The sequence below is a fragment of the Rhodococcus olei genome (assembly GCF_039540555.1).
GTDB lineage: Bacteria > Actinomycetota > Actinomycetes > Mycobacteriales > Mycobacteriaceae > Rhodococcus_G > Rhodococcus_G olei.
Genome location: NZ_BAABFB010000052.1, coordinates 1 through 23,970 on the forward strand (window position 1 = coordinate 1; position 23,970 = coordinate 23,970).

Below are 23,970 nucleotides of genomic sequence, written 5' to 3' on the forward strand. Positions count from 1 at the left end.
GTTGGTGAGCGCGGCCTTGGCGGCGCAGTAGTCGATGATCGTGGGGTCGGGGAGGAAGGCGTTGACCGAGCTGACGGTCACGACGGCTCCGCCGCCCCGCCGGGTGATTCGGGGCAGCGCGGCACGGGTGGTGCGGACCGCGGACAGGAACGTCAGCGTCAGCGTCGCCGTCCAGTCGTCGTCGGTGACGCTGGTGAACCCGCCCGGTCGGGGTGTGACCGCGCCGGCGTTGTTGATCAGGATGTCGATGCCGTCGCGGTTGTCGGCCGCGTCGACGAGGGCGGGCGGCCCGTCGGGTGTGGACAGGTCGACCGGGACGAAGGTGACGTTGCCGGCGGATTCGAGGGTGGAGATCTCGTCGGTGCGGCTGCGCGCACCTGCGATGACGTGTGCGCCCTCGGCGGCGAGCGCTTCGGTGATCGCGAGGCCGATTCCCTTGCTGGCGCCGGTGACGACGGCGGTCGTGCCGTCGAGCTGCAGATCCATGGTTCGACCCGCGGTCAGATGCCGGCCGCGGCGGCGGCGATGACGTCGGCGACGGCGGCGGGCTGCGAGACGAGCGAGACGTGGGAGGCGGCGACCTCGGTGGTGTGTGCGTGGATCCGGCCGGCCATGAATCGTTGCGACGCGGGTGGGATGACCGTGTCGTTCGCCGAGACCAGATACCAGCTCGGGGTGTTCGACCACGAGACCGGACCGGACGGCTCGAGGTTGGCCCACACGGCGATCGAGCGCTGGTGGGCGAGCATGGTGGCGGCGGTGGCGTCACTGACATCCGGCGCGAACACCCTGTGGAAGGCATCGGCGGCGATGTAGGCGTCGATGTTCTTGCCGCCGATCGCGTGCGCGTCGTCGACGACCTTGACCTGCAGCGCCGGCGGGACCAGTTGGCTGCCGGGGAATCGGACCGGGTCGAGCGCGAGCTGCACGGGTTCGCCCTGCGCCGGTGCGAACGCGGCGACATAGACCAGCGACCTGACGTTCGGGTTGTGGACGTTGCTGATGACCGCCCCACCGTACGAGTGGCCGACGAGTACAACCGGACCGCGTATCCCGGCGACGGTTTTCTCGATCGCGGCCGCATCGTAGGCGGGTCCGCGAAGCGGGTTCTCGGGGACGACGACCGGGTAGCCGCGCCCACGCAGGTTCGCGGCCACTCCGTCCCAGCTGGTGGTGTCGGCGAACGCGCCGTGCACCAGCACGACCGTCGGGAGTGGTCGCGCGGCCGCCGGACTCGCGAACGCGGCGGCGACAGCGGCGACGAACGTCAGCGCGACGACGGCTGCCCGGGTCAATCGAACGATGGCGCTCATGGGTGTGGTCCTTACCGGTTGCGATGTGGCCGTGCGTGCTTCAGGGCGGTCTCGCCCCGCCGGACGTTTTCGACTTCGCGGACGTTCGTCGCTCGGACACGTCGTGGCCGGGCCGCACAATCTGGAGGTTCACTCCCACGACCTCGGATCCTCCTGGCTCCGGCCGCCGGTCGCATCAGCGATTGGGCGGGCCCGACATCTACGTTCGCACCACGAAACGTCGAAAGTCCATGACCCGTAGCCATTCGAAGGATGCCTTCACCGAGTCACGCTCATCGGGTACGGGAGTTGGGCGGTGCATGCGTGGATCCGGTCGACACTCTCACGATCGTGCAGCAGTCCCATCCGTTCCCGAGGGCCCTCGATCCTCGAGGTGATCTCGTGTTCGGATGCACGGATTCCGTGCGGCGCAGCGCTGAACAGCCTGGTGAGGACCGGGCCGATGGACGGAAGGAGACGAGTTCGGCTTGACGGTCCGAAGAGGTGCTGGAGATGGGTCCGGATTGTGGTGATCGAGACGGGCAATCTCTCGGCGATCAGCTTCAATCCGTCGCCCTGCGCTGTCTGCACGGCGACCTCGGTCTCGGTGCCGGTGAGTGCATACGGTCGGCGCAACGTCGGGGCGGCCACCTCGGGATGGCGATCGGGTCGCCGATCACGATCAGTGGGCTGTCCCCGCGCCACCCGATCCGAGCGGTCGACCGCATCACCGACTCCTACTCGTCGGGGTCGAGGGCTGCCAGGCACGTGCCGAGGTTGGGTGAACGACAAGCCGATCTACGTCCGACCATCGCACGGTGCGGAGATGCGGTGCGCCGCACGTCATGTCGCCGAGCGGGTGTCGCCGCCGGCGGGGCTCGGCGAGAATCAACACCGGATCGCCGACCCGCGCGTCCGGGAGTGAGTTCCCCGCCGGTCTCGAGCCGGCTACGGGTGCTGGCCGAATGGGCCCGTCGTTTCGACGGCGCCGTCGCGCATGTCGTGGAAGGCTGACATCATCCGACGTCTCGGAGGTGCCTGATGAAGGCCGTGATCTGTGTCGATGCTCGACTCGAGGTGGATGACATCCCCACCCCCGCCCCCGAGCGGGGGCAGCTGCTGATCGACGTGTCGCGGTGCGGAATCTGCGGCTCGGATCTGCACGCCCGCACGCACGCGGACGAGGTGGCGGCGCTCGCGGCCGACAGCGGCTACCACGACTTCATGCGTTCTGGTCAACGTGTCGTGCTCGGGCACGAGTTCAGCGGGAGAGTCGTCGACTACGGTCCCGGTTGCCGGAGTCGTTGGCCGGTCGGTACGGCGGTTGTGTCGTTACCGATCGTGCGTACCGGCTCGGACGTCCAGATGACCGGCCTGTCGGCGGCGGCCCCGGGTGGGTACGCCGAACAGGTGGTGGTCCAGGAGTCGATGACCATACCGGTCCCGAACGGGCTACCGGTGGAGACCGCCGCGCTGACCGAGCCGATGGCGGTGGCGTTGCACGCGGTGCGCCGAGGGGAGGTGGGCCGGGGGCAGACCGCGATCGTCATCGGGTGCGGGCCGATCGGTCTCGCGGTGATCGGCATGCTGAAAGCGGTCGGTGTACGGACGATCGTCGCCAGCGACTTCTCGCCCCTGCGGCGCGAGCTCGCACGGCGGTACGGGGCCGGGATCGTGGTGGATCCGGCCGCGGAGTCGCCGTGGACTTCCTATCCGCGGCGCAAAGAGATGACCGAGGTCACTGCCTTGCTCGGCCTCGGGCTCGACACCATGGAGAAGCTGCGCCGGGTTCCGAAGCTGCCGTGGTGGCACGCGTTTGCACTTGCCGACAAGGTCGGTGCGATTCCGTCGGGGCCGGTCATCTTCGAGTGCGTCGGCGTTCCGGGTGTCATCGACCAGATCGTGGCCGGCGCCCCGCTGCGCTCGCGTGTCGTCGTGGTCGGGGTGTGCATGGAGACCGACCGCCTCCGGCCTGCGATGGCGATCAACAAGGAGATCGACCTCCGCTTCGTCTTCGGTTACGACCCACGCGAGTTCCGGGACGCGCTGCACATGCTCGCCGACGGCCGGGTGGACCCGGCACCGCTGATCACCGGCACGGTCGGGTTGGCCGGTGTCGGGTCCGCATTTGCCGAGTTGGCCAGCCCGGACGAGCACGCGAAGATCATGATCGACCCGAAGTCCGACGCGGAGTCGCCGTGACTGCGCGGATGTTGCCGACCCAGATTCGGAGCCCTCGGCCGTGCCGATGAGGAAGTCGGTCAGCAGGTGTGGCCGACCCTGCGGCCACTGCCCGTCTCGCCGGGGCTAGCGGCACCGCAGGAGGGATGTCGGTGTCCCAGAGTGAACCGGTCACGGCGGCACGCACGGGATTGCCCCCAACGTCCGCACTGGTCGCATCCGGTCCTCATCGGGGTACCGATCGGGCTGCCCTGGAGTCGGGGCGTGTGGGCGCGTTTCCCATACGAACCGGCCGTCGCCGGCGCGCCCAGGCGCCGATGCAGGGACGGTGGGGTCAACGCGTGGGCTCGGATGCGTTCGATGATGGTCGCATTGGCCAGGCCGCCCGCCTCGCACATGACCTGGAGGCCGAAGCGGCCCTCGCGCTGCTCGAGCGCGTTCAGCAGCGTGGTCGTCAGGCGGGCGCCCGAGGCGCCGAGCGGGTGGCCGATCGCGATCGCGCCCCGGTTGACGTTGACCTTGCCCAGGTCGGCGCCGGTCTCGACCTGCCAGGTCGGCACCACGGGGGTGAATGCCTCGTTGACCTCGAATGCGTCGATGTCGCCGATGTCGAGCCCGGCGCGGTCGAGGACCTTCTTCGTCAACGATATTCTTCGCGATTCCCAGGGCAAAAGCTGTCCTAGGAGAGTCCTGCCGTGGCTCTCATGACCACAGAGATCACCCCGTTCCGGAGCGATGTTCCACAACAACAGCTCGACGACCTCAATCGCCGACTCGACGACACGCGATGTTCCCGATGCGGACCCCGGTGCGGGGTGGGCGCAGGCATCCCGCTCGACTACACGAGGGAACTGGCCGCCTCGTGGCGCAGCACCTACGACTGGCGGGCACAGGAGGCCCGACTCAACTCCTTCCCGCAGTTCCGCACCGAGATCGACACCGGCATGCCCGTACGTATTCCCGGGCGGAACGGATTCTCAGTGCGCCGGCGGGTCTTGTGGCTGCGGGCGGCCCGCGTCACGTCGAGCGCGGGAATGGTGCGGAGGTCAGCGCGCCGAGCGGCGCGGTCGAGATCACTGCCGTCCGAAACGGTGATCTCGTCGGTGTCGTCGCTGCTCCCGCCGAGCCGTCGGCCTGGCGTCGGCCGGCGCACACGACGATCGCCCGGCCGGAGGGGATGGCGGCCGGGCAATCGGGTAGCTGCCCCTCCGTCGTGCGATGAGGCGAGGTGTGCTCGTGCCCGGGCGCCCAGGGGACGGACCAGGGATCACCACGGGTGTGAGCGCTGCCTGCCCCGAGGACCGTGGGAGGTGCCCACCACGAGGCGCGATTCGCAAGGAGAGAACCATGAGCACGAGCCCCATCCATCCGCAGCACGTCACCGTCGACGGCCTGTCGATCCGGTACGCGGAGAGCGAGAACCGCGGCCCCGACGCGCTGTTGCTGAGCCCGTGGCCCGAGAGCGTGTACGCCTTCGAGCCCTCCTGGGCTGCCCTGGCGGAGAACCATCACCTGATCGCGGTCGACCTGCCCGGGTTCGGGCTCTCGGAGAGCCGGCCCGAATTGTTCGCCCCCCGCGCCGCCGGCGCTTTCGTGCTGCGGATCATGGATGCACTCGGCGTCGATCGGGTGCACGTCGTCGGGCCCGACATCGGCACCAGCGCGGTGCTGTTCGCGGCGTCGGATTCCCCCGAGCGGTTCCACAGCGCGGTGATCGGCACCGGCGCGGCCACGGTCCCGCTCGAGATCGGCGAACCGATCACCACCTGGGTCAACGCGACCGACCTGTCCGAGTACGAGCACAATGCCAACCAGGTCATGACCGGCGTCATCGCCGAGATCCACCCGGCCTCGCCGCTACCGGACCACATCCGCGAGGATTACCTGGCCTCGTACGGCGGGCGTCGATTCGCCGACTCGATGGGCTACGTGCGGTCCTACCCGACGGAACTCGCCGCGCTCGCCGAGGTGCTCGGCGGCGTCCGGACGCCGGTGCGGATCGTCACGGGGGCGAAGGACACGGCGATCCCGCCGTCCAACGCGGAGTACCTGCACCGGCGGCTGCCGCACAGCAGCCTCGAGATCGTCGACTCCGGCCACTTCATCTGGGAGCAGGACCCCGCGACGTATGCGTCGCTGGTCCTGGACTGGTGGCAGCAGACGGGGCCGAGCCCGGCGCAAACTCGCGAATGACAAGCAACCCCACTCGGAACACGCAAGGAGTGAAACAGATGAACCCCACCGCAGCGGTCGCCGAGACGGCGACCGGCACAGCGACCACGAACACCGATCTCAAGGTCGAGGCACTGGTGATCCCGGTTGCCGACGTGGACCGGTCGAAGAACTTCTACCAGGACCTGGGCTGGCGTCTCGACGCGGACTTCAGATTCGACAACGGCTTTCGGGTGGTGCAGCTGACGCCGCCGGGATCGCCCGCGTCGGTCCAGTTCGGAACGAAGATCACCAGCCAACGGCCGGGCACTGCCGAGGGCATCTATCTGGTGGTCACCGACATCGCAGCGGCGCGTCGCCGGCTCGCGGCCCTCGGTGCCGACGTGAGCGATGTGTTCCACCCGAAGGTGGCGGGCGGGCAGTTCGGCCGGATCGCCGATGGCCGCGCCGACGGGCCGGCGGGGGATCGGGCCAGCTACGGCTCGTTCGCCACCTTCCGCGACCCCGACGGCAACAGCTTCCTGATCCAGGAGGTCACCTCCCGGATTCGCGGCCGCGTCGACCCAGGTGCCACCGAATTCGCCTCACACAGTGACCTGGTCGGTGCGCTCGAGCGGGCGGCGGTCGCCCACGGCGAGCACGAGGCCCGCAACGGCGGCGAGCACGACCAGAACTGGCCCGAGTGGTATGCGGCATACATGGTCGCCGAGCAGCACGGCGACGACCTGCCGCAGTAGGTCAACGAGACCCCGGCCACCTGTCCCGGTACCCGCCGCGGTTCGCCGTGGCGGTCGCGGCGTTCCCCGCCGGTCCGACGGACCGGGCGAAGGCCGGGTACGAGACCGGGCGAAGGCGCTAGTCTCAGCCGGATGCCCCCTGCGACCATCACCATGCGCGGCCGCTCAGCAGAGCGCACCCGGCTCGACGACGCGCTCCGAAGCGCCCGCAGCGGCGAGAGCGCGGTGCTGGTTCTGCGCGGAGAGGCCGGGATCGGCAAGACCACCCTCTTGGACTACCTTGCGGGCAGCGCCAGCGGATGCCGCGTCGCGCGGATCTCCGGTGTGGAGTCGGAGCTGGAGCTGCCGTTCGCCGCGCTGCACCAGCTGTGCGCGCCGATGTTCGACCTGATCGAGGCACTTCCGGAGCCGCAGAAGCGAGCGCTGTACATCACCTTCGGTCATACGAGTGGTGCAGCGCCGGACAAGTTCCTCGTCGGCCTCGCGGTGCTGAGCCTGCTCGCCGAGGCGGCCGCCGCGAGGCCGCTCGTGTGCCTGATCGACGATGCGCAGTGGCTCGACGAAAGCACCCTGCAGGTACTCGGGTTCGTGGCACGGCGCCTGCTCGCGGAGTCGGTGCTGCTGGTCTTCGCGGTCCGGGTGCCGACCGGGGACGAGCTCCTCGCCGGAATCCCGGCGCTGCAGCTCGGCGGACTCACGGACGACGACGCCCGGGCTCTGCTCGCGGCCGCACACCCCGGACGGCTCGACTCCCAGGTGCGCGACCGCATCGTCGCTGAGACGCACGGCAATCCGTTGGCGCTGCTGGAGTTGTCGCGGACCGGCGCCGCGGAGCTGTTCGGCGGATTCGGGCTCCCGGCGAGTGGTACCGGTGACCTCGTCGACCGGTACGTGCGCCGGATCGGGGCTCTCCCGGACCCGACCCGGCAGCTTCTGCTGGTCGCCGCGGCAGACCCGACCGGCGACGCCGCCGTGCTCTGGCGGGCCGGGCGCGCCCTCGGTCTCGGACCGGAGGACGCGGCGCCGGCGGTGGCGGACAAGCTCTTCGAGGTGGGCGCCCGGGTGCGGTTCCGGCACCCGCTGGTGCGGTCGGCGGCATACGCGGCCGGCAGCGCCGAACAGCGCCGCACCGTGCACCGGGCCCTCGCCGGTGCGGTCGATGCCGACTCCGAACGTCGGGTCTGGCACCTCGCCGCTGCCACAACCGGATTCGACGACGAGGTCGCCGACGCCCTCGCCGACGCGGCCCGGCGGGCGCAGGCGCGCGCGGGTGTGGCGGCCGCTGCCGCGTTGCTGCAGCGGTCCGCCGGCCTGACCACCGATCCGGCGGTGCGGACCGAACGGGCGCTGTCCGCTGCGCAGGCGCACCTGGATGCCGGGGCTTTCGACAGCGCGATGTCATTGCTCGCCGGAGCCGAGGCGGACGCAACCGACGAGCTGCAGCGCGCCCGGGTGGACCTGATCCGTGGCCGCACCGAACGCGCGGCCCGGTCGGGCCGCGAAGCCCCGGTCGCGCTGCTCCGCGCGGCGCGACGGCTGGAGCCACTCGACATCCGGCTCGCCCGACACACCTACCTCGATGCCTGGGGCGCGGCCCTGGTCGCAGGCGGATCAGCGCAGGCAGGCAGCGACCTTGCCGAGGTGTCCCGAGCCGCACGCTCGGCACCCGAGGCACCGGACGGCCCGGCCCCGTCGGACGACCTGCTCGAAGGGCTCGCCACGCTGGTCACCGACGGGGCCGCCGCGGCCGGACCGAGACTGCGGGACGCGGTGTCCGGGTTCCTCGGCGACGATGTGCCGCCGGAGGACTTCCTGCGCTGCGGTGTGCTGGTCGCGAACGCGGCGCTGTCGCTGTGGGACTACGACGCCTGGGAATCGGCCAGCGCCCGACACGTCACCCTGGCCCGCGCCACCGGTGCGTTGGCTCCGCTGGCGAATGCGCTCAACGTGCACCGGGTGATCGCGCTGTGGCGGGGCGAGGTGGACCGCGCCGTCGAGTTCGGCCTGGAGGAGGCGACCGTCAAGGAGGTGACCGGGACCCGGCGGGTGTCGTACGGAGACCTGTTCCTGCTCGCCTACCGGGGGCACCTCGCCGAGGCCGTGCCGCTGATCGCGGCCGCTGCGGAGGAGGCCACCGCACGTGGTGAGGGACTCGGTCTGCAGATCACCCACCGAGCCTCGGCGCTGCTGCACCTGGGCCTCGGGCGCTACGCCGAAGCCCTGGACTCCGCTCGGCAGGCCGGCACCGGCAACCTCGGTCCGTTCACCGCTCAGGCCCTGCCCGATCTGGTCGAGGCCGCGGTCCGCAGCGGCGCCACCGTCACCGCGACCGAGGCGCTGGCGCGGCTCACCACGTACACCGCCATGGAGGATTCGGACTGGGCCGCCGGCCTGCAGGCCCGGTCCCGAGCCCTGGTCGGCGAAGGCGCCGCCGCCGAACGTGGGTACACCGAGGCGATCGAGCGGCTCGGCCGGACCCGGTTGCGGTTCGAGCTCGCACGCGCCCGGCTGCTGTACGGCGAATGGCTGCGCCGGGAGCGGCGGCGCGGAGACGCGCGCGGCCAGCTGAAGGCGGCGTTCGAGGAATTCGTGGCGATGGGCGCCGACGGCTTCGCCGAGCGGGCGCGGCACGAGAGGCTCGCCACCGGGGAGAAGGTCCGCAAGCGCACCGCCGACACCCGGGGCGACCTCACCCCGCAGGAGGAGCAGATCGCGCGACTCGCCCGGGACGGCAGCACCAACGTGGAGATCGGCACCGAGCTCTACATCAGCGCGCGCACCGTGGAGTGGCACTTGCGCAAGGTGTTCGGCAAGCTCGGCATCAGCTCGCGCCGGGAGCTGCGAGAAGCGCTGCAGGCCCGAGCCCGCTAGATGCGAACGGTCACCTGGTGACCAGGACGACCTTGCCGAAAGCCCGTCCGCTGTGGAGGAATTCGTGCGCCTCGGCGGCGAGCGGCATGGGCAGGACGGTGTCGACCACCGGGGCGATCACGCCCCGTTCGATCAACGGCCACATGTACTCGCGGACCCGGGCGACGATGGCGGCCTTCTGGTCTGGCGGTCGGGACCGCAGCGAGGTCGCCGCGACGCTGGCACGCTTGCCGAACAGCAGACCGAGGTCGAGTTCGGCGGGTGCCAGGGTGCCGCCGATGACGACGAGATGTCCGTCGGGGCCTAGACATTCGACGTTCGCACGCAGGTAGGGCGCGCCCGCTGTGTCGAGGATCGCGTCGACACCGCGGCCGTCGGTGGCATCGAGGGCCCGCGTGACGAAATCGTCGGTGCGGAAGTTGAGGGCGACGTCCGCGCCGAGACGAATGACGCGGGCGAGGGCGGTGTGGCTTCCGACAGTGGTGATGACGCGGGCGCCGGACGCCTTGGCCCATTGGATGGCCATTGCCCCGATGCCGCTGCCGCCGCCGTGCACGAGAACCCACTGCCCGGCGCGCAGGTGTGCCTTCAGCGTCAGGTTCGCGTAGACCGTGCACGCCGCCTCGGGCAGCGCCGCCGCCCGCGGAAAGTCCAGGCCGCCGGGCACGGGAAGCAGTTGGCGTCCCGGCACGACGGCCTGCTCGGCGTATCCTCCGCCGTCCAACAGCGCACAGACCCGGTCGCTCTTCGACCAGCCGATCACCCGGTCACCGACCCAGCTGATCGTGCCCGCGCACTCGAGGCCGAGGACGTGGGGTGCCCCGGTCGGCACCGGATACCGGCCGTCACGCTGGAGGAGGTCGATGTTGCTGATCCCGGCCGCGTGAACGTCGATCACGACATCTGACGGCGACGGCTCGGCGAGTGTCATTTCCCTCCACGTGAGCACCCCGGGAGGCCCCGGTTGGTCGAAGTCGATTCCTCGCATGAATCCACTGTCGACCACGGCGACCGGCAGGTCGAGCACCGATTTGCGTCGGTGGCCCGACCGACTCGCCGATCCGGTCGCCCCGGCTGGGAGGCGCACCACCATTGCTCGCCCATGGCTTGTGCGTAGCCGTGGGAGCGAGCCGTGGCTTCTGCTGCACCGAAGCAGCGGCTCGCTCCGTGGCGGCGGTTCACTCCGTGGACAGGAACTCCGTGACCAGGTCCGCGAACTGCTCGGGGTACTGGAACAGGAACCCGTGCGCTGCGTCGGGATAGATCCGCAAACGGGCATTGGGCAGCTGGTCGGCGAGCAGCTGGGAGTTGATCGTCGGGATCATCATGTCGTTTGCGCCGTTGGCGACGAGGACCGGTTGGACGATGCCGGCCAACCGGTTGAGCCGGGTCTCGTCCGGGATGCCCCATTCGACGATCGCGTCGTACTGGGCGCGCGTCACCTCGGGGCCGTTCGGCCTGTCCGCTCCCTCCTGTCGGCTGAACGCGCGCTGGACGTACTCGATGCCGCGTGCGCGGCTGGTCTCGGTGACCTCGAAGAAGATGCGGAGCAGATCCTCGATTCCGTTGTCCGCGTTGTTGGCCGTGCGCTCGATGTCGAACGTCCATCCGTGCATCTGCCGGCCTCCGCGCGGACCGGTCCCGGCCAGAATGATGCGGCGCACGGCGCGTGGCCGCAGCAGCGCGACCTCCTGGGCCACCATGCCGCCCAGCGAATAGCCGAGCAGGTCGACCCGGTCGATCTCGAGTGCGTCGAGGAAGGCGATGGCGTCGCGTGCCATCTGCGTCACGGAGTCCGGGACCGTGCCGGACGAGAGGCCGACGCCGGTGTTGTCGAGGAGGACCACCTCCCGGTGTGCGGCGATGCCGTCCACGAGCAGGGGATCCCAGTTGTCGAGGTTGCCCCGGAAGTGCTGCAGGAACAGCAGCGGTGGCTGGTCGTTGTCGCTCGTCCCGAAGCGGCGGTAAGCGTAGGTGACGCCGTTCGCCGCGTCGACCGTGAGGTTCTCGGCTGTGAGCTGGGAGAGTTCGAGCGCCTGCGTGGTGTGTGACATCGGAATTCTCACTTCTCGTCACGAGTGTCGCGCGGGGTCACCGCGAGTCCGGCCGTCTCGCCCTGCGCGTTGCGGGATTCGATCGCCGCGATGGACTTGTCGAACGCCTTCGGCAGGACGCCCCTGCCGACGGTCCCGAGAACGAGCCCGAGCAGTCGTCCCTTCAGGTTCTTGCCCTCGCGGACGACGACCGCGTCGATGTCGGTCATCCCGTCCGGCCGCCGGGTGAGGGTGTAGGTGTGGCCGGACCGGCCTCCCCACACGTTGGAGTCGGTGGTGGTGAGAACGATGTGGTTCGGGTCGGACCAGTCGTAGGACAGGCGTTCCCAGACTCCACCGGATCCCTCGGTGACGTCGGCGTGGTCGCGACCTTGCTCGTGCACCTCGAGGTACTCGTCGTCGCTGTTGCCGAACACCGTCGAGCGGTCCGGCCCGAAGTCGGTGAGCGCGGCGACGAACTGCTCGACTGTCGCGGTTGTCGTCTCGTGGATGTGGATGGTGGACATGATGTGCTCCTGGTCGAGTGGGTTGGATGTGTTGAGTGACAGTGCGCGGGTCACACCGGCAGCGGTGCGCCGGTCTGCTCGGCGACCATGTACGCGGCGTACCACTGAGGCCAGTTCGCGTCGTACTCGCCGGTGTGTTCCTCGTGCCTTCCGTGGGCGATCGCTGCGCGCACCAACGCCTGCACGAGGTCGTTCACCGAGGCGAACGACGCCGCCTGGGCGATGCCGGCCCCGTCGGCGGCCTGGCCGTTGACGATGTCGGTGGTCATTGCTGCTCCGATCGGTGGGGGAGTTGCTGTCGAGATCCAGCCTCGCCCCGCGGCCTCGGCTTCACACCAGTGGTGATCCCTGGTCCGTCCCCGTGCGGGGCGCGGTCGCCGAGGACGTGGGGTGTCCCAGGCCTGAGGCTGTGCGTCGAGCCGCACCCGGACCACTCAGTTGATACCGCTCTACGGTGCCTCAGGGAGGTTGACAGCTTCCGGCGGGGTAATAGAGCGTTATCCGTTAGGCGGGCTTACACAGCGGCCTAACCTTCGATGGAGAGGGATTGATATGCGCGCCGTCCAGATTGAACAGTTCGGCGACCCCGCGCAGGTGCTCCGCGTCGTCGACATCGAGGAGCCGCCACCACCGGGCCCGCACGAGGTTCTGTTGAGCGTTGAGGTCTCGCCGTTGAACAAGCACGACCTACTGGTTGTCACCGGCATGCTGGCGCGACCACCCCTGCCCCACATACCGGGCGCCGAGGGCGTCGCGCGCGTTCTTGCCACTGGCGCCGAGGTCGATGGAGTTCAAGTCGGCGATCTGGTCGTGCTACCCCTGTATGCCGGTGCGTGGCGTGAGCGGCTCGTCGTGCCCGCCGACGGCCTGTTCGCACTCCCCGCTCGCGGCAGCATCGAGCAGTACTCGATGCTGGGCAGCAACCCCCCGGCGGCAGGGTTGATGCTCAGTGAATGCACGCCCCTGCAGCGCGGTGACTGGGTGGTTCAGAACGCTGCGAACTCCGGTGTGGGACGGTCATTGATCGCGTTGGCCAAACTTCGTGGGCTGAAGACGATCAACCTGGCCCGTGACGACGCGACATTCGCAGAGCTCGAAGCAGCCGGGGCCGACGTGGTCCACGTCGACGACCGCGATGCGGTCGGCGATGTTCGAGCAGTGATCGGCGACGCTCGAGTGGCGCTGGGGGTGGAGGCCGTCGGTGGTCCAGTGGTGGCGCGGCTGCTCGAATTGCTGTCCGACGGTGGATGGTTGGTCAGCTATTCCTGGGCCAGGGACGAGCCCATGTGGGTCGATACCTCGACACTGGTCGGCAAGCACCTCACTGTTCGCGGATTCTTTGTCGGCGACTTCGACTACCGCGACAAGGTGGTGCCTGTCATTCGTGAGGCGGCACCGCTGGTGGCCGAAGGCGCCCTCGTTGTCCCCGTGGCGGGTGTGTACCCCCTGGAGCACATCCAGGACGCGGTGCAGCATCTCCTCCGTGGCGGCAAGATCCTGCTGAAAGTGGCCGGGCGATGAACGCGCGCAACGCGGACGGCTGAAGATTTGGGCACTTTCGTCGAGGAGATGATCGGGTTGCCGCTGGCTCCGAGGGGCTGACCTGGGATGGGCACCCAGATCACATGCGCGCGTCGATGTCGGCCGCGACACGCCGCAGTCAACTCTCCACATGGCGCACCCAGAGGCGCCGGGCCGCACCCAACAGAAGCTGGGCGTGGCCGAAAGGACGCGGCGGTCATCTCGCCGGGTCGGCGGGGGCGCGAGGGGACCACTCGGCGGATGGGGCGTCACGCATCCTGAGCGGCGGGTGTGGTTTCGGAATTGGGGTCCACCCCCATCACGGTGCGGGATTATCTGCTCGTGGACCCGAGTGAGTCCCGGCTTCGGCACGTCCCGGCGCACGTCGAAATGAACCTCCTCTCTTGGGGCTTGGTCGGCGCCGTTGCCGGTTCACTTGATGGCTCGCTGACCTACGCGACGGCGCTTGCGGCCGCCCGTGTCCCACAGCGAGGTAGCGCAGTTCATGTGCTTACGAGCGACACGGCGTGGTGGTTGGCGAGGGTTGGCACCAGGCCTGTGGAGACGCCAGCGGCCGTGGCGGCTCCGCTGTCCGTCGGAATCCGCGGTGGTGGTTGCGGGCGCGGGGGTGGTTCGAACGGGGTGAACCAGTCGTCCGGGTCGAGGTTGACGGCGTCGTCGATGGTTTTGCTCTCGCACAGGACGAGGACGTCGTGGTCTTGGAAGAGGTAGTCGAGGGGGCTTGCCCAGTCGGTGTCGTCGGGGTGCGCGGGTAGGTCGTCGAGTTGGTCGTCGAAGTGGCCGTCGCTGTGCAGTGCGGCGGCGCGTGCGAGGATCAGGTGCAGGGCCATCTCCTCGCCGGTGCAGGTGGGGGTGGGGCTGGGTGCCGGTTTCGATGTCGGAGGCGAGGTCGTCGAATGCTCGGGCGGCGTGCCGGCGCCACTGTGCGGGCTGGTGCCATGTGGCGGTGGGGTAGTCGGCGAACACGGCCCAGTCGGTGTCGGCGGTGGCGGGAGTGTCTGTGTGTGTGACGATGTCGTCGTAGGCGCTGTCGGCGAGAGTTCGTGCCACGATCGCCGTGATACGCATCTGTCGTGGTGTCATCGCGTACTCGTCATCGGCGCCGTCAGCGCGGTCGTCGTTGTCTGCGGGGAGGTCGGGGACCAGGCGTATACCTCACGGTGGCGACCCGGGATGAGATCCACCTGCCGAAGAACCCGACGCCGATGCTCGGCGGCTATGCCTCGATCAGTATGCGGGTCGACGTTGCCTCCGCGTTCTGCCGTGGGTGGTCGACGGCTCCGCCAGGCGCGGAGACCTCGAGTGCCGCCCTGTAGCGGAGCCACCGTGCCAGCATCGTCACGCTCACCGACAGATTGAAACCATAGAGAGCCCACGCGGGTCCAACCGGAAGACTGACGACATAGACGGCAACAGAAGAATACCCGCGTTGCTGAGGTTCAGATTTCCCCCGCTGTATGAGGATTAATCTCGGGTGCGTAGCGCTTTCAGGATCATCGGCATCGTCGATGCCACGAAGACTGCTGTCGAAAGAGCCCCTGCGACAACGGGAACATTGCCAGCCATTGCCGATCCCTCCTGTGGTTTGTGGTTCGAGACCGCAGACCTGAGGACGCAGCCCTCGGCTACCCGCGACATGTGGAAGACGTCGGCGCAACGCATTTCGTGAGATTCCCTGCCGAACCAAATCGAACTTCAGTGGACGACCCGGATGGTCTCGCTGCCGGGACCTGGTGGGCCACTCGTCACGAGTACGGGCCCGTCGCGAACTTGACGCGGAGCGGAACGAAGTCCCGAACCGGCCGTCGGCTCCGCGGACAGACCTTCGAATGCTTGGCCTTGCTGCGGGTCATGGGAGGACGATGGTGACCGTGGGGCCGATCCGGCCGTCACGATTCGAAGACGGAGAACAAACCTAGTCCGGTGCGGATCCGGCTGATTCGTGCCGAGGAAGGGTGCGCATCATGTCGACGCCGACCACACCGAGCATCGTATTCGCCCACGGCTTGTGGGCCGATGGGTCCTGCTTCAGCAAGGTGATCCCCGCGTTGCAGGCTGACGGACACGAGGTGGTGTCCACGCAGAACAGCCTCGACACCCTGGAAGGCGATGTCGCCGCGGTCAAGCGGGCGCTGGGCCGCGTCAGAAGCCCGGCCATCCTTGTCGGGCATTCGTACGGTGGCACCGTCATCACGGCAGCGGGTACCGATGACCGTGTCGCGGGGCTCGTCTACATCGCCGCGCTCGCCCCGGACGAGGACGAGACGTCGCAGAGCCTGCAGGCCAAGTTCCCCACGACGGATGTGTTCGCGCACATCGAGGTCTCTGAGGGTCGGATCTGGTTGCGATCAGACGGTATCGAGTGCTTCGCAGGCGACCTCTCCGAACAGGAACAGCAGCTCGTCTTTGCGACTCAAGGTGTGCCCGCTGCTGACCTCTTCGACCAGCAGGTCTCGGGCACCGCGTGGAAGTCGAAGCCGAGTTGGTACATCGTGGGCAGAAACGACCGCACCGTGCATCCCGAGCTCGAGCGCTTCTGTGCGAAGCGCATGGATGCCAGCACCTACGAGGCTGACAGCAGCCACGTCCCGATGCTGTCCCAGCCCGGCCTCGTTCTCGACGTGATCCGCGCCGCTGCGAAATCCTGTCAAGGGGCGTAATCAGCCTGGAACAGCGGGAACAGTCCAGAGCAGGCGTCCCAATCCACCTCGCGACTTCACCGGCCACATCCCGAGTTGCGGGCGAACGATGGGCGCGGCACGGCCGTCAGGTGTTGCGAGTTCAGGGATGGTGCAGTCGCGACGTTGCCCGCGCCGGAACGCTCTGGTTGACCTCGGTTGAGAAGTTGAGGCTGAGCCGGGGGCCCGCCACAGTTTTCTGTTTCGGCACGCAGTGCTTGTAGTCCGTCTGGCTGCGGCCTCCCATCACCACGAGGTCGCCGCCGCGCGTTTCGATGACCGTCGAGCGGCCGCTGCCGTCGGGCTTGATGAGGAACCTGCGTGTCGCGCCGAGGCCGAGCACGGGGATCACGGTCTCGACGAGCTTGTGTTGTGGCCGGTCGGCGTGCCAGCCAGCTCCGTCGTTGTGGTCGCGGTACCAGTTCATCCACAGGCGGGTGTACGGCCTGCCGTAGTGGGGAGGACAGGGCGTCGGTGATGCGGTGCAGGACGTTCTGGGGGCCTCGGCGATGACCGGGTATTCCGCCGTGTGTCGCGGCTCCTGCACCGTGCGGTTGTACATCCACCGTGACCTCTGCTCCCACGATGCTGTGTCCATGAGCAGGCGCATCAAATGTTCGTGCCCGTCGAGCCAGCCGTGGACGTGTTCGATCCAGCTGTTCTCGTCCAGTCGGATACGTTCGGCCGAACGGAAACCGGCGTCGATCACCACGTCCGGGCCGTACCCCAGTGGTGAGCCGGCGGGAGTCTTCGGCTCGCTCGGGAACAGTGTCGGATGGTCGGTCATCTCGTGACGCTCGTCTCCGTGTCGTGGGGGCCGGCCTTCGACCCACACCGTGAAGACGTGTGTGGGCCCTCGAACGTGAGATGTCAGTTCGCGCCTTGTGCGGACGGGTGAACGACCGGCTCGTACCCGGCGGCCATCACGTTCATCGCGGCGCGTGGGGTGAGCACCTCGACCTCGACCTCGGCGGCGACCTCGAGTGGCGCGCCGTACCCGTTCATCGACCACAGCAGCCGTCGACCGTCCTGCCAGAGCCCGACATCGCCGTCGAGTCGGGCGAAGACCCCGTCCGGGAGGGCGCCGGCTTCGGCTCGGGAGGTACGCTCCCGGCCGGCGGGCGTCCGCCGATCCTCTTGCAGCCTTGCGTCCATCTCGGGGGCACTGGGCACGACCCCGCCCTGGGTGGCGTGGGAGGGCACCAAATTCAGTTTGTTGATGCATCAATAAACAGGGCCAGGGTGCGCACGTGCACCCGTGGAGTCGGATGAGCAAGAGGTCGATCACGGTCCGCGCGGCCTGAGGTGGAATGTGTCGAACTGTGGCCTGCACGCGTCGAGTGAAGCGCGGACATCGTCCTTGACGTTGAGGGCCAGACTGGTCCCGGCGGGCGGGCACCTTGCGGATGTGCGGTGCGACGCTCAGCGGTGACCGGAGTGGGGCGGTGGGTAGCACTCGCAGCCCAACTCACCAACCGCGCCCGTGCGTCACTCTCTCGTTGGTGGATACGCCATCCAACGGGCCGACATTGACACGCTAGCGGTTCAGGTTGAGGCTGGAGGCGGGTTTGAGTCGCAGTCTCGTGCGGCGCGGCGCGGCGGGGCGCTGTGCGCAGCGCATCCATCGATAGCCTGGCGGCGATGGTTCATGCCGAGACGACGCGTCGACGCGGCCAACGGATCGACTCTGAAGCTGTTGGAAACCTTTCAGTTTGGCGCAACTGAGCAGCCTGTCGGAAGGAGAATCATGAACGATCCGCCGATCGACTCCCCGCCGATCGTGCTAATCCACGGGCTATGGATGACGCCCCGCAGCTGGGATCACTGGGTCGAGCGCTACCGGGCGAAGGGGCATGAGGTCATCGCGCCGGCGTACCCCGGCTTCGAGATCGAGGTCGAGGCGCTCCGAGAGAAGCCCGAGATCATCGCCGAAGCGACCGTCCCCGCGACGCTCGAGCATCTCATCGATGTGGTCGAGGGCATCAGGAGACCTGGTTCGGCTACGACCTGGACGACCGTGCCCCGCTGCTGTTCGTCAGCGGGGGCAAGGACCACTTGATGCCGCCTGCGGTGATCCGCTCAAACGCCAAGAAGTACCGCAACTCCGAGGCGTTGACCGAGGTCTACGATTTTCCGGACCGCTCACACTTCACCGGTGGCGAGCCCGGCTGGGAAGCAGGTGGCCGACTACGCGCTCGAATGGGCGCTGAGCCACGCGGGAGCGCGGCCGACTTGACCCGCTGAACCCGGCGAGGTGGTCATCGACAGGACCGAGCCCGAGTCCCGGCACCTGGGTGGGCGAGGTGCAGGCGACCGTGACACCGAGGAACGGCTCACCGGCCTCGGCGGGAGGCGGACCGCCATCTCCCCGTCCTGCCAGCGCTTGACGCGGCGGATGTTCGCGGCTCACCGAGCGGGGATCCCGTTGCCCTGATGCAGCCACTCGAAGGAAGGAATGAGCATGAAGATCGTCATCATCGGCGGTACCGGGCTGATCGGCTCGAAGCTCGTCGCCCGGCTCGGCGAACACGGCCACGAAGCGGTCCCGGCCGCGCCCAACACCGGCGTGAACACCCTCACCGGAGAAGGACTGAAGGAGGTGCTCCAGGACGCGAATGTCGTGGTCGATGTCTCCAATTCGCCCTCGTTCGCCGACGACGACGTCATGACATTCTTCCGGACCTCCACCACGAACCTGCTCGACGCCGCCCGCGAGGCCGGAGTCGGACACTACGTGGCGTTGTCGGTGGTGGGGACCGACCGGTTGCCGGAGTCCGGGTACATGCGGGCGAAGGCGGCGCAGGAGGAACTGATCAAGGGTTCGGGGCTGCCGTACTCGATCGTGCACGCCACGCAGTTCTTCGAGTTTGCCGGCAGGATTGCCGATTCCGCGACCGTCGACGGGACGGTGCGGCTGTCGGGCGCGGCTGTGCGGCCGATGGCCGCCGATGATGTGGCCGCTGCCGTCGGCAAGGCCGCGGCGAGTGCCCCGCTGAACGGCACCGTCGAGGTCGCGGGGCCAGAGGAGTTCGGCCTCGACCAGTGGATCGCCACAGTGCTGGCCGCACGTCAGGATCCGCGCGAGGTGATCACCGATCCGCAGGCCCGGTACTTCGGGGCGCTGCCGGACCGCGAGCTGGTGCCCGGCCCTGGGGCGAGTCTGGCACAGACGCGGTTGTCGGAGTGGTTGACCAATCAATGACCCGCTCCTGCGGGCGGCAGCATGCGTGGTCAGGGTCGAGGCGGGGATACGTGCCGGGCTGTCCGAACTCGATGAGGTCGAGGACCGGATGACGAATCGAGGCGTGCATCCCGAGGCCGCGGGGTTCCAGGACCTCGCACACACCTTCCACCCGAGGTCGTCGGTGATCGCGGCCCCTGCCACCTTGGACGCAGCTCTGGGAACAACGCGAAACCCGTGGCTGCCACGACCGTTCGGACCACCCTGAGGTCGATCCCGCGCTACGGGCGAACTTCGTGTGGTCAGGTCCCGGGCGCCACCAACGGAAGGAGATCCCCGATGTTCCCGACGACATCGCCCGGCTGATGCGGGACGTCTCGACGGACCGGAAGTTGGTCGAATGATCGGCCGTCACAGGGAAGTCTCGCTGGTCGGCGCGAGATCGCCCACACCGGACCGGATTCGTCCTGACCACATCCCGCGCACCCAGCGAAGGAGCACGCCATGAGCATCGTTCGATTCGCCCGAGCCGCACTCGTCACCCTCGCCCTCGTCGCCGCACTGGCCGCGGCGCTGATCAGCCCCGCCGCCGCCCAGCCGAAACCGACAATCGTCCTGGTCCACGGCGCTTTCGCCGACACCACCAGCTGGGACCCGGTCGCCGCCGAGCTGCGCGGCCGCGGCTACACCGTCGTCGTCCCGGACAACCCGCTGCGCGGACCCGGCTACGACGCGGCCGCGATCGAGAAGACCCTCGCCGGGATCTCCGGCCCCGTCGTGCTCGTCGGCCACTCCTACGGCGGCGCGGTCATCACCAACAGCCACAACCCGAATGTGAAGGCCCTCGTCTACATCGCGGCATTCGCCCCCGCCGAGGGCGAACCCGTCCAGCTGGCGCTGGACCCGATCCGATTCCCCGGCAGCCAGCTGCTCCCGCCCGTCCTGCAGCTCAAGGTCGTCGACGACGCCCACGCGATCGGCGGCAAGAACCTCGACGGCTACATCGCCGACGACGCCTTCCACCGGGTGTTCGCGCCGGATGTCAGCGCCGCGACCGCCGCGACAATGCTGGCCCACCAGCGCTCGATCGCCGTGTGGGCCAACCTCGAACCGTCCGGGCCAACGTCCTGGTCGAGCACTCCGAGCTGGGCCCTGATCCCCACCGGCGACAACATCATCCCGCCAGCCGCCCAACGCTTCATGACCGGCCGCATCGGGGCGCACACCTCCGAGATCGCCGCCTCCCACGCCGTGCTCGTCTCCCAACCCGTCGCGGTCGCCGACGTCATCGTCGCGGCCGCGGCCGCGAACGGCAGCTGACGGGGGAGGGCGGACTCATGGATCTACAGCTGGGCGGCACGACCGCCGTCGTCACCGGCGCGAGCAAGGGCATCGGCCTCGCGATCACCGCTGCGCTCGTCGGCCAGGGCGCCCACGTGGTGGCGGGAGCCGGGCCGCAATGTCGTAGAGCGGTCCTTCGCCACCGTCAAGCAGGGGCGAGGTTTGGCCACCGCTACGACAAACTTGCCGTCACCTGCCGGGCCGGGGCGCTCGGCCGTCTGGGACTACTAGGGTGCGTCTCCTAATTCGCGAGACGCTTGAGCCACAGCCACACTGCCGATAGGACGTGTACTTCTCGGCATGGACTCGGACCGGACGACCGCCTCCGCTGCCTTTGCGCAGGCGGTTGCGCTGGGTTGCGCCATGCCGCGGCGTGAGCGCGTGCGACACGGCACCGCCGTACGTCGCCGTTCAACTCCGTTGCATCGCAGCGATGGCAGCGTCGCCGGCCGCGGCGACGAAGGGCACATGGACCACCAGTGCCGGATGACCCGCGAGCATCAGCCGGGCGAGGCACGTGGGGCGCCCCGTGCCTCGGGGAGCACGACGAGCCGCAAGCCTGGCCATCCTGCTCGTCGATTCAGAGCTTTGGCAACCCGCAGATCTACCTCGACTGAGCAACGTTCGCAGTGCCGGTTCCATCGACTCCGAGGGGAATCAGGTAGACCCGACCCACGAACACCTGGAGTAAGTAGCTCAGAACCAGCGCGACCGCTACAAGAACCGGCGGCTCACGCCACACCGGCCGTGCCGCGATCGCGCCTCCCATCTCCGTCGTCCTACTCGAATCACCGCCGGCCCGACCGCCCGCCCCAGGGGCGAACAATGCAGGATCTGCCCCCGAGTTCTGCTACCCGTCAAACCTATTGGAGGAGTCGCCACGACACTCCCATTCGGCTGACGTGCGTCCTGCTTGGCGATCGTTCTCACTGGTCGGTGTCGGCACTACGGGACTTGAAAGGTGCCGAGTTGACCCCTCCGCGACGCAACTCCTCAGCCGCCTCTCAAGCGGAGACCGACGATGAGCTCGACGTCGGTCTCCCGCATCGGGGGGATGCCCATGAGGTCGTACAGTTCGCGCCACAGCCGCACGCGAACGGCTGGGAGAAACAGCCTCGTGGGAGTGCGGTCCGGAATCAACAACACCGGCTACGCGAGCGATATGTGGCCCGGACGCGGTTGTGCCGGGACCAGGGTCAATGCCGGTTCGGCCAATTGCGGATTCGCAGCCCAATTCGATGTACTCGTGCGCGGTGTGCCGACCGAGCAGTTGACGAGCCGCTGACGGATTTCAGGACTCGATTGCGATGGTGGTCACGAAGCTGCGATGGTGGTCACGAAGCGGTCGAATGACGATTCGACCGTCACCGCGGCCGCATCGCTTCGGATTCCAACGAACGTCTGTGCCACGCCGTCGCTACTCGGGTAACTGAGGGCCTCGGCAATCGGGGACCCAGCACTGCCAGGCCATATTCGCATCGGCCCGCTGTCCGTCCAGGCATCGCCAGTGTCAACGTTGGTCACGTCAATCTGCAATACGCAGGAACTCACGATCGATACCGGACTATCCGTGCCTCGCAGCGTCGGCATCTGCACGAAACGTGCGGTCCACCCGATCGATCCGTCGCCATCAAAATTGAAGACAACGGTGATCCCGTCCTCTACCTGTTCGAGCTTGATCGAATTTGGAGTCGGCACGACAGGCGCTGCCGGCGGCGGCTCCCCCGGCGGCAGTGGTATCAACCAGTCACGGTCGGCGCCGGCGGCAGATTGCCGACCACGACCTGCCCTGAGGATGAATCGAATCGGTTGCAGCGCAACTTACTTGAGGTGACACCAGTTTCGTCGCTCGTCTGGTTCGTGTCCTGCATTCCGCACGCGGTCCACAACGTCACAGCTGAAAGGGCGACACTTGCCACGCCTGTCCTGGTTCGCTTCGCTTTGAGCATGTTGCAGTCCTTCCTGGTCGGCCGACCGTAGTCACGGGCCGAACGGCGGATGCGCGACGACTTGCCAGCCACCGTCACCGTGTCATACCGATCGCCGGGTCGACCGCCGGCAGGGCATCGACCTGCGTGTACCGCTTGGGGGTGAACTCGTACGCCAGCCGGTCGGAGGTCTCCCGTTTGGCCTGTGCGCGGGCATGGGCGGCGACCCGGCGACGCGCCGTCACTGGACCCGGGCGGATCACCCACATCGAGATCAGGTACTCACACGCCAGCCGGAACAGCCGCACATTCCCCGGTTGTGGGCTCCGTCGAGGAACTGAGGAGGGTGACGGACTCCGTCGGGAATTGCGACGAGATAGGCGCAGGGGAGCAGGCCGCGCTCACACCACTCCGCCGCGCCGCGAACGTCATTGTGCCCCTGCTACCGTTGACCGTCGTCAACGCGGCGGGTCCGGCTCGGATCTGCCGCACGCCGAGTGGCCGGGGCCCGGTCCGGCCTTTGACCCACCCCAACGAGATGTGGCCATAGCGCCGAAGCGGAAGAGCCCGCCTTGATCGGGTCTCGGGTGGCTTGTCAAGCGTGTCCTCGTCGCAGTTGTCCGACTTCGACTTCTGGATGGGCGGTTGGGGGTAAGAACTTTGCCCGGTGGAACGAAATGCGCTCGGCAGTTCCCGCTCCGACCGTTGGACGAACGCGACCGTCGGGTAGCTGACGCATCCGCACGCCCACACCCCGCCGACCCGATGAACAACCGGGAGCGGACCCGAGTTACGCGCCCGCTTTCGGGTTGGGCGCCGGCCGATGGTCCTTCTCGCCATACTGATTACGCAGGTGTCGAGGATGTCCGGCACCGCCCGCGGGTATCGGGCGCAACGCCCCCGCGCGACATGCACACAGCCACCCGGAGGGTGAGATCCCATGCGCAGACTCGATCCCAACGTTCTGCACCATCCGGCAGTCGTTGACCAATTCGAGAAGCGAGCCGCCAACCTGCAGCTCCGGATCGCCGACAAGATCACGACCTTTGCCGGATCGATGCAATTCGTCTACATCCATGCCGTCCTGTTCACGCTGTGGATGCTGGTTTTCGAGAAGAGTCCCTGGCCGACGCTGACCCTCATGGTGTCTCTCGAGGCCATTTTCCTCTCGACCTTCGTCATGATCGGACAGAATCGACAAGCCGCGTTCCAGCAAGCGAAGGCCGACAGCGATTATCAGAGTGTCAATGCCTTGCTGGTCGAGAACACCAATCTCACTCGGAGGATCCACCAGCTCACCGAGGAACTGAACGCGCACGTGATCGGAGGTACCTCGGGACACGGCACGGAATGACCCGCGTCGTCCTCGCGGGCGTGGCGCGGCGACTGGTTGACCCACGGATCCGTCACAGGGTCTCGATCAGGCCACCGTCGATCACGAAGTCGGCCCCGGTGATGTTGCCGGCCCGGGGTGAGGCCAGGAAGAC

Annotated in this window: 21 protein-coding genes and 4 pseudogenes; 12 read left to right on the forward strand and 13 right to left on the reverse strand. The window is 68.2% G+C overall.

Annotated elements, in window-relative coordinates; genetic code table 11:
* The 3 genes from ABD951_RS17515 to ABD951_RS28735 form a co-directional block, all read right to left on the reverse strand.
* Positions 1 to 486, reverse strand: a 486-nt coding sequence (locus tag ABD951_RS17515) for an SDR family NAD(P)-dependent oxidoreductase (RefSeq protein ID WP_345347648.1), incomplete at its 3' end; no start/stop codon positions are given.
* Positions 487 to 500: 14 nt separating this feature from the next.
* Positions 501 to 1,313, reverse strand: coding sequence for an alpha/beta fold hydrolase (locus ABD951_RS17520; RefSeq protein ID WP_345347651.1), 813 nt, complete (start codon positions 1,311 to 1,313; stop codon positions 501 to 503).
* A 258-nt stretch (positions 1,314 to 1,571) separates the two neighbouring features.
* Complete coding sequence (locus ABD951_RS28735; protein ID WP_425569879.1) at positions 1,572 to 2,060, reverse strand: helix-turn-helix transcriptional regulator; 489 nt, start codon at positions 2,058 to 2,060, stop codon at positions 1,572 to 1,574.
* A 273-nt stretch (positions 2,061 to 2,333) separates the two neighbouring features.
* Here ABD951_RS28735 and ABD951_RS17525 point away from each other — a divergent pair, with 273 nt between their 5' ends.
* Positions 2,334 to 3,494 (forward strand): zinc-binding dehydrogenase, encoded by a 1,161-nt coding sequence (locus tag ABD951_RS17525; protein WP_345347654.1) that lies wholly within the window; start codon positions 2,334 to 2,336, stop codon positions 3,492 to 3,494.
* A gap of 329 nt (positions 3,495 to 3,823) precedes the next feature.
* Here ABD951_RS17525 and ABD951_RS17530 read toward each other — a convergent pair.
* Positions 3,824 to 4,123 (reverse strand): annotated as a pseudogene (locus ABD951_RS17530) (steroid 3-ketoacyl-CoA thiolase); the annotation flags it as partial.
* 54 nt (positions 4,124 to 4,177) lie between these two features.
* On the opposite strand from ABD951_RS17530, the pseudogene ABD951_RS28740 reads away from it, so the two are divergent.
* The 4 genes and pseudogenes from ABD951_RS28740 to ABD951_RS17545 all read left to right on the forward strand — a co-directional run.
* Positions 4,178 to 4,366, forward strand: a pseudogene (locus ABD951_RS28740) (epoxide hydrolase N-terminal domain-containing protein); the annotation flags it as partial.
* Between the two features lie 454 nt (positions 4,367 to 4,820).
* Positions 4,821 to 5,666, forward strand: a complete 846-nt coding sequence (locus ABD951_RS17535) for an alpha/beta fold hydrolase (protein ID WP_345347657.1) — start codon at positions 4,821 to 4,823, stop codon at positions 5,664 to 5,666.
* 38 nt (positions 5,667 to 5,704) lie between these two features.
* Positions 5,705 to 6,382, forward strand: coding sequence for a VOC family protein (locus ABD951_RS17540; RefSeq protein WP_345347660.1), 678 nt, complete (start codon positions 5,705 to 5,707; stop codon positions 6,380 to 6,382).
* A gap of 132 nt (positions 6,383 to 6,514) precedes the next feature.
* Complete coding sequence (locus ABD951_RS17545) at positions 6,515 to 9,253, forward strand: helix-turn-helix transcriptional regulator (RefSeq protein WP_345347663.1); 2,739 nt, start codon at positions 6,515 to 6,517, stop codon at positions 9,251 to 9,253.
* Between the two features lie 10 nt (positions 9,254 to 9,263).
* Here the strand turns inward: ABD951_RS17545 and ABD951_RS17550 are convergent, their stop codons facing one another.
* From ABD951_RS17550 to ABD951_RS17565, 4 genes are all read right to left on the reverse strand, one after another.
* Positions 9,264 to 10,241: an NAD(P)H-quinone oxidoreductase gene (locus tag ABD951_RS17550; RefSeq protein WP_345347666.1), complete on the reverse strand. Its 978-nt coding sequence runs from the start codon at positions 10,239 to 10,241 to the stop codon at positions 9,264 to 9,266.
* Between the two features lie 190 nt (positions 10,242 to 10,431).
* Positions 10,432 to 11,307 (reverse strand): alpha/beta fold hydrolase, encoded by an 876-nt coding sequence (locus tag ABD951_RS17555; RefSeq protein ID WP_345347669.1) that lies wholly within the window; start codon positions 11,305 to 11,307, stop codon positions 10,432 to 10,434.
* Positions 11,308 to 11,315: 8 nt separating this feature from the next.
* Positions 11,316 to 11,813 carry a hypothetical protein gene (locus tag ABD951_RS17560; protein ID WP_345347672.1) on the reverse strand — a complete coding sequence of 166 codons (498 nt, stop codon included), beginning with the start codon at positions 11,811 to 11,813 and terminating at the stop codon, positions 11,316 to 11,318.
* Positions 11,814 to 11,863: 50 nt separating this feature from the next.
* Positions 11,864 to 12,082 (reverse strand): glyoxalase, encoded by a 219-nt coding sequence (locus ABD951_RS17565; protein ID WP_345347675.1) that lies wholly within the window; start codon positions 12,080 to 12,082, stop codon positions 11,864 to 11,866.
* A 283-nt stretch (positions 12,083 to 12,365) separates the two neighbouring features.
* Between ABD951_RS17565 and ABD951_RS17570 the strand changes: the two genes are divergently transcribed.
* Positions 12,366 to 13,334, forward strand: a complete 969-nt coding sequence (locus ABD951_RS17570; RefSeq protein ID WP_345347678.1) for a zinc-dependent alcohol dehydrogenase family protein — start codon at positions 12,366 to 12,368, stop codon at positions 13,332 to 13,334.
* A 503-nt stretch (positions 13,335 to 13,837) separates the two neighbouring features.
* On the opposite strand, the gene ABD951_RS17575 is transcribed toward ABD951_RS17570, so the two are convergent.
* Positions 13,838 to 14,185, reverse strand: a complete 348-nt coding sequence (locus ABD951_RS17575; RefSeq protein ID WP_345347681.1) for a hypothetical protein — start codon at positions 14,183 to 14,185, stop codon at positions 13,838 to 13,840.
* Positions 14,186 to 15,319: 1,134 nt separating this feature from the next.
* On the opposite strand from ABD951_RS17575, the gene ABD951_RS17580 reads away from it, so the two are divergent.
* Entirely contained in the window at positions 15,320 to 16,015 is a 696-nt protein-coding gene (locus ABD951_RS17580; RefSeq protein WP_345347684.1) for an alpha/beta fold hydrolase, read from the forward strand.
* Positions 16,016 to 16,136: 121 nt separating this feature from the next.
* Here the strand turns inward: ABD951_RS17580 and ABD951_RS17585 are convergent, their stop codons facing one another.
* Positions 16,137 to 16,745 carry an alpha-ketoglutarate-dependent dioxygenase AlkB gene (locus ABD951_RS17585; RefSeq protein ID WP_345347687.1) on the reverse strand — a complete coding sequence of 203 codons (609 nt, stop codon included), beginning with the start codon at positions 16,743 to 16,745 and terminating at the stop codon, positions 16,137 to 16,139.
* Between the two features lie 158 nt (positions 16,746 to 16,903).
* Positions 16,904 to 17,236, reverse strand: a complete 333-nt coding sequence (locus tag ABD951_RS17590) for a hypothetical protein (protein ID WP_345347690.1) — start codon at positions 17,234 to 17,236, stop codon at positions 16,904 to 16,906.
* A gap of 544 nt (positions 17,237 to 17,780) precedes the next feature.
* Here ABD951_RS17590 and ABD951_RS17595 point away from each other — a divergent pair.
* The 4 genes and pseudogenes from ABD951_RS17595 to ABD951_RS17610 form a co-directional block, all read left to right on the forward strand.
* Positions 17,781 to 18,092, forward strand: a complete 312-nt coding sequence (locus ABD951_RS17595; protein WP_345347693.1) for an esterase/lipase family protein — start codon at positions 17,781 to 17,783, stop codon at positions 18,090 to 18,092.
* A gap of 402 nt (positions 18,093 to 18,494) precedes the next feature.
* Positions 18,495 to 19,235: an SDR family oxidoreductase gene (locus ABD951_RS17600; RefSeq protein WP_345347696.1), complete on the forward strand. Its 741-nt coding sequence runs from the start codon at positions 18,495 to 18,497 to the stop codon at positions 19,233 to 19,235.
* A 483-nt stretch (positions 19,236 to 19,718) separates the two neighbouring features.
* Positions 19,719 to 20,534, forward strand: coding sequence for an alpha/beta hydrolase (locus ABD951_RS17605; RefSeq protein WP_345347699.1), 816 nt, complete (start codon positions 19,719 to 19,721; stop codon positions 20,532 to 20,534).
* Between the two features lie 17 nt (positions 20,535 to 20,551).
* Positions 20,552 to 20,665, forward strand: a pseudogene (locus ABD951_RS17610) (3-oxoacyl-ACP reductase); the annotation flags it as partial.
* Positions 20,666 to 21,869: 1,204 nt separating this feature from the next.
* Here the strand turns inward: ABD951_RS17610 and ABD951_RS17615 are convergent.
* Together ABD951_RS17615 and ABD951_RS17620 are read right to left on the reverse strand one after the other, a co-directional pair.
* On the reverse strand, positions 21,870 to 22,298 hold the full coding sequence (locus ABD951_RS17615; RefSeq protein WP_345347702.1) for an AMIN-like domain-containing (lipo)protein: 429 nt from the start codon (positions 22,296 to 22,298) through the stop codon (positions 21,870 to 21,872).
* A 283-nt stretch (positions 22,299 to 22,581) separates the two neighbouring features.
* Positions 22,582 to 22,785 (reverse strand): annotated as a pseudogene (locus ABD951_RS17620) (hypothetical protein); the annotation flags it as partial.
* Positions 22,786 to 23,423: 638 nt separating this feature from the next.
* Here ABD951_RS17620 and ABD951_RS17625 point away from each other — a divergent pair.
* A complete protein-coding gene (locus ABD951_RS17625; protein ID WP_345347708.1) occupies positions 23,424 to 23,837 on the forward strand; it encodes a DUF1003 domain-containing protein in 414 nt (137 codons plus the stop codon).
* The last annotated feature ends 133 nt before the right edge of the window (positions 23,838 to 23,970 follow it).